At 61.9% G+C, this 4,353-nt stretch carries 2 protein-coding genes; both read left to right on the plus strand.

The genetic code is table 11. From position 1 onward, the window contains the following. The first annotated feature begins 395 nt into the window (after window positions 1-395). Window positions 396-1,988, plus strand: coding sequence for an aspartate:alanine exchanger family transporter (locus tag KFO72_RS41350; RefSeq protein WP_176055242.1), 1,593 nt, complete (start codon window positions 396-398; stop codon window positions 1,986-1,988). Window positions 1,989-2,269: 281 nt separating this feature from the next. Further along, the gene (locus KFO72_RS41355; RefSeq protein ID WP_225034508.1) at window positions 2,270-4,207 is read left to right on the plus strand and encodes a putative bifunctional diguanylate cyclase/phosphodiesterase; all 1,938 of its coding nucleotides are present in this window, start codon (window positions 2,270-2,272) and stop codon (window positions 4,205-4,207) included. The last annotated feature ends 146 nt before the right edge of the window (window positions 4,208-4,353 follow it).

Consider the following 4,353-nt stretch of genomic DNA (forward strand, 5'->3'; position numbering starts at 1 on the left):
AGCGCAAAGTCCAAAATCCAGAACGGCGACGCCTGAAGCAAGCTAACGTAACGCGGATGCCAGCGCAAAGTCCAAAACCCAGAACGGCGACGCCTGAAGCAAGCTAACGAATCGCGGATGCCAGCGCAAAGGCCAAAACCCAGAACGGCGACGCCTGAAGCACGCTAACGAATCGCGGATGCCAGCGCAAAGGCTAAAAACACCAAACCGCGACGCGCAAAGCCCGCCAACAACGCAAACACCAAAACACCAAACCGCATTACCCAATTCGACCACCCCTCCGCTCAGCGTCTATCATTGATCTGGCAATACGAGAGCGAACACCGCAAAAAACATCACGTGCATGCTCTCTGGCTAGCTAACAGCAGGCGCTGCACAAACCTTATGGAGCGGATATGGACGCAGTCCGGACATTGCTCGAATCGCAGCCATTGCTCACCTTGTTTCTCACCGTCGCACTGGGCTATGTGATCGGCGAATGCAGCATCAAAGGCGTGGCGCTCGGCTCGGGCGCGGTGCTGTTCGTCGGACTCGCAATCGGCGGATTCGCGCCGAAGTCCGCGCCGCCCGCGGTGCTCGGCACGTTGGGTCTGCTGCTGTTTCTCTATGGCATCGGCGTGCAGTACGGCGCGCAATTTTTCGCTGGCTTGTCGAGTGCCGATGGACTCAAGGCAAACGCAGCCGCCGTGCTCGGCGTGATCGGCGCGGGCTTCGTGTCGCTCGCGCTCGGGCCGCTATTCGGCGTGAAGCTCGATCAGGCGCTCGGCCTGTATGCGGGCGCAGGCACCAGCACGGCAAGCCTGCAGGCGGTGCTCGCCGTGCTGAAGGGCGAAGGCGCGGCCGTCGGCTATAGCGTCGCGTATCCGTTCGGCGTCGCCGGCCCGATCCTGTTTCTGTATCTGCTGAGCGTCGCGCTGGCGCGCAAGATCGAAGCGCCGCCCGCGCACATCATGGAGACAGCCGAAATCGCGCTGCGTAACCAGGCATTCGTCGGCCTCACCTTTCCCGAACTCAAGGCGCGCCTGCCCGCAGGCCTCGGCATCGCAGCCGTGCGCCGCGCGCATCACAACCAGCTGCCCGCCGACGATCTCGTCATGCAAGCCGACGACGTCCTGCTCGCCACATCAATGGATGGCGACGAACTGCGCAAGGCCACCGAACTGCTCGGCGAATTGCACCCCGGACGCATGACGCGTTTCCGCGAAGACCTCGACTATCTGCGCGTGTTCGCGTCGAGCCGCATCGTCGTCGGCCACGCGCTGCGCGATATCCGCTTTCCCGACGGCATGGTGTGCTCGATCGCGCACGTGCGCCGCGGCGACGCCGACATGCTGCCGAGCCCCGAGCTGATACTCGAGTTCGGCGACCGTGTCGGCTTGCTGATCGGCCCCGGTCAACGCGAAGCCGTGCGCAAGCTGTTCGGCGATTCGATCAAGGGCACGGCGGAGTTGAGCTACATCTCGATCGGCGTCGGCGCCGCGATCGGCTTGCTGGTCGGCCTGATTCCGCTGCCGATACCGGGCGTCGGCAAGTTGTCGCTCGGGCTTGCCGCGCTGCTGCTGGTCGCGCTCTATCTCGGCAAGATCCGACGACTGGGTGGACTGGTCTGGACGATGCCGCTTTCCGCCAATCTCGTGCTGCGCAACTTCGGCCTGACTGTGTTTCTCGCGCAAGTGGGGCTGTCGTCGGGACCGAAGTTCTTTGCGACGATCGGCCTCACGGGCATCTCATTTCTGCTGTACGGCGCCGTCATTCTGATTGCGCTCGTGTGCATCACTGCGGCGTGCTGCCTGTGGCTTTTTCGCCTGCCGTTCGACGCGACCGTCGGCGTGATCAGCGGTGCGACGGGCAACCCGGCCATCCTCGCGTTCGCGAACCGCATTGCGCCCACCGATCGCCCCGATGTCGGCTACGCCATGATCTTTCCGTCGATGACGATCGTGAAAATCCTGTTCGTCGAGATCGCGGCTGTGGTCCTGGGCGGATAAACCAAACCGCTGTTCAGGCACTATTGATCTGAGGAATGCCCTGCAAAAATGGGCTTTTTGCGAGCATTAGCAGGCGTGTTGCGCAAGCGTGTGTGGCGCCGTCGACACAGCGCGGCACATCACGCAGGTTTCTTTACTGGCGAACGCAGTCGCTCTCGTATCATCAGGTTCGCCGTGAAACTGCCGTAAACATGCAGGAGCGTGACAAACGCGACCGCGTCCCGCAGCCTGGACCAATCGACAGGCGGCGCACCTTGCCGACCCATTCACGCTGCCGAGCCATGATTCGCCCGCAGGACCTCGCTTCGTTCCGCACTATTCCCGCCGTGAAGGCCGCGCTGTCACGCTCGCAGTTCGACGCGTTTTCGCGGCAATTGCCGCTGCTGTACGTGATCCTCGTGATCAACAGCGTTGCTGTGGCCGCAACGCATGTCGCCGTTGCGCCGGCGTGGCTCGCCATCTGGGTGCCGCTCGCGATGTGCACGGCCTGCGCGATCCGGCTCGTCGTGTGGGTGAGGCGAAGAAAATACCTCGCTTCGCTGACGGACGAGCAGGTCGCGTCGCGGCTCAAGACGACCGTCTGGCTGATTGCGCTGCTGGGTGTCATCTTCACCGGCTGGGGATTGCTGTTGTTCCCGTATGGCGATCCGTACGCGCGCGCGCACGTAGCGTTCTACATGTCGATTACGGTGATCGGCTGCATCTTCTGTCTGATGCATATGCGCAAGGCCGCGTTGCTGCTGACGGCTATTGTGATCGTGCCGTTCTCGCTGTTCTTTTCGCTGACGCATAACGCGGTGCTCGTCGCGATTGCGATCAACATGTTGCTCGTTGCCGTCGCGATGATCTTCATTTTGATCACCTACTATCGCGACTTCGCGAACCTCGTCGAATCAAAACACGCCTTGCAGGCGAAACAGGCCGAACTGCAACGGTTGAGCGACGAAAATTCGCGCCTCGCCAATCTCGACCTCTTGACGGGACTGCCGAACCGCCGACGCTTTCTCGCCGATCTCGACGCGCTTTTTCAAACGGCGCAGGACGGGCATGCGCGCTTTGCCGTTGGTGTAATCGATCTTGACGGCTTCAAGCAGGTCAACGATCTGTACGGCCACGGCGCGGGCGACCGGGTGCTCGAAGAAGTGGGCCGTCGGTTGCTCGATGTGTCGGCGCCGCGCATCAGGCTGGCGCGCCTGGGCGGTGACGAGTTCGGGCTGCTGGTGACGGACGTGCGCGAGGCGCAGGAACTGCGCGATATCGGCGCGGCGATCTGCGAGATGCTGCGTGCGCCGTATGCGTGGCCGGGTGCGACCGCGCGGCTGTCGGGATCGCTGGGCTTCGCCGTTTATCCCGATGCGGGGTTATCGCCCGCACAACTGTTCGAGCGTGCGGACTACGCGTTGTATTTCGCCAAGGAGTATCGCCGCGGCTGCACGACGATCTTCTCGTCGGAGCATGAAAGGCAGATTCGCGAGTTGGGACAGGTGGAGCAGGCGTTGCGGCACGCGGACCTCGAGCGCGAAATGACGCTGCATTTTCAGCCTATCGTTGACACGTTGCACGAGCGAGTCATGTCGTATGAGGCGCTTGCGCGATGGCGCAGTCCGGCGCTGGGTGACGTGCCGCCGTCGCTTTTCATCAAGGTTGCTGAACGCAGCGATTTCATTCATACGGTGACGGCGGCGTTGTTGCGCAAGGTGCTCGCAACGATGCGCACGTGCGATCCGGCTGTGCGTGTCGCTTTTAATCTGTCGGCGCGCGATATTGGCTCGGCGGACGCGGTTGCGAATATTGCGGGCATGATTCGCGAGAGCGGTATTGCGCCTGAGCGTTTGACGTTCGAGGTGACGGAGACTGCCGTGATTCAGGATTTCGAGCAGGCGTCTGCAGCGCTGGATGCGTTCAAGCAGCTTGGCGTGCATATCTCGCTCGATGATTTCGGCACGGGGTATTCGAGTCTTACCTGTATTCATCGGCTGCCGTTGGATAAGGTGAAGATCGATCGCGGGTTTCTGGATCGAATCGACAGTGATCCGGCGGCGCGGGATATCGTGAGGAGCATTCTGGAGTTGTGCCGGTCGCTGGAGTTGACGTGCGTTGCGGAGGGAGTGCAGACGGAGGCGCAGGCTGATGCGCTGCGGGGGCTGGGGTGCACGGTCATGCAAGGGTTTTTCTTTGGCGCGCCCGCGCCGTTTGAAGAGCAGTCTCTTGTGGTGTGATTTTTTGGGTTTTTTGTCTGCGACGGCTGGATGGGGGGTGGGGTTTGGTCTTTGTGCTGTCGCATTGGCGGTTTGCCTTTGCGTTGGCATCCGCGATTCGTTAGCTTGCTGCAGGCGTCGCGGTTTGGTGTTTTGGCCTTTGCGCG

The organism is Paraburkholderia sp. XV, assembly GCF_020177535.1.
GTDB lineage: Bacteria > Pseudomonadota > Gammaproteobacteria > Burkholderiales > Burkholderiaceae > Paraburkholderia > Paraburkholderia caribensis.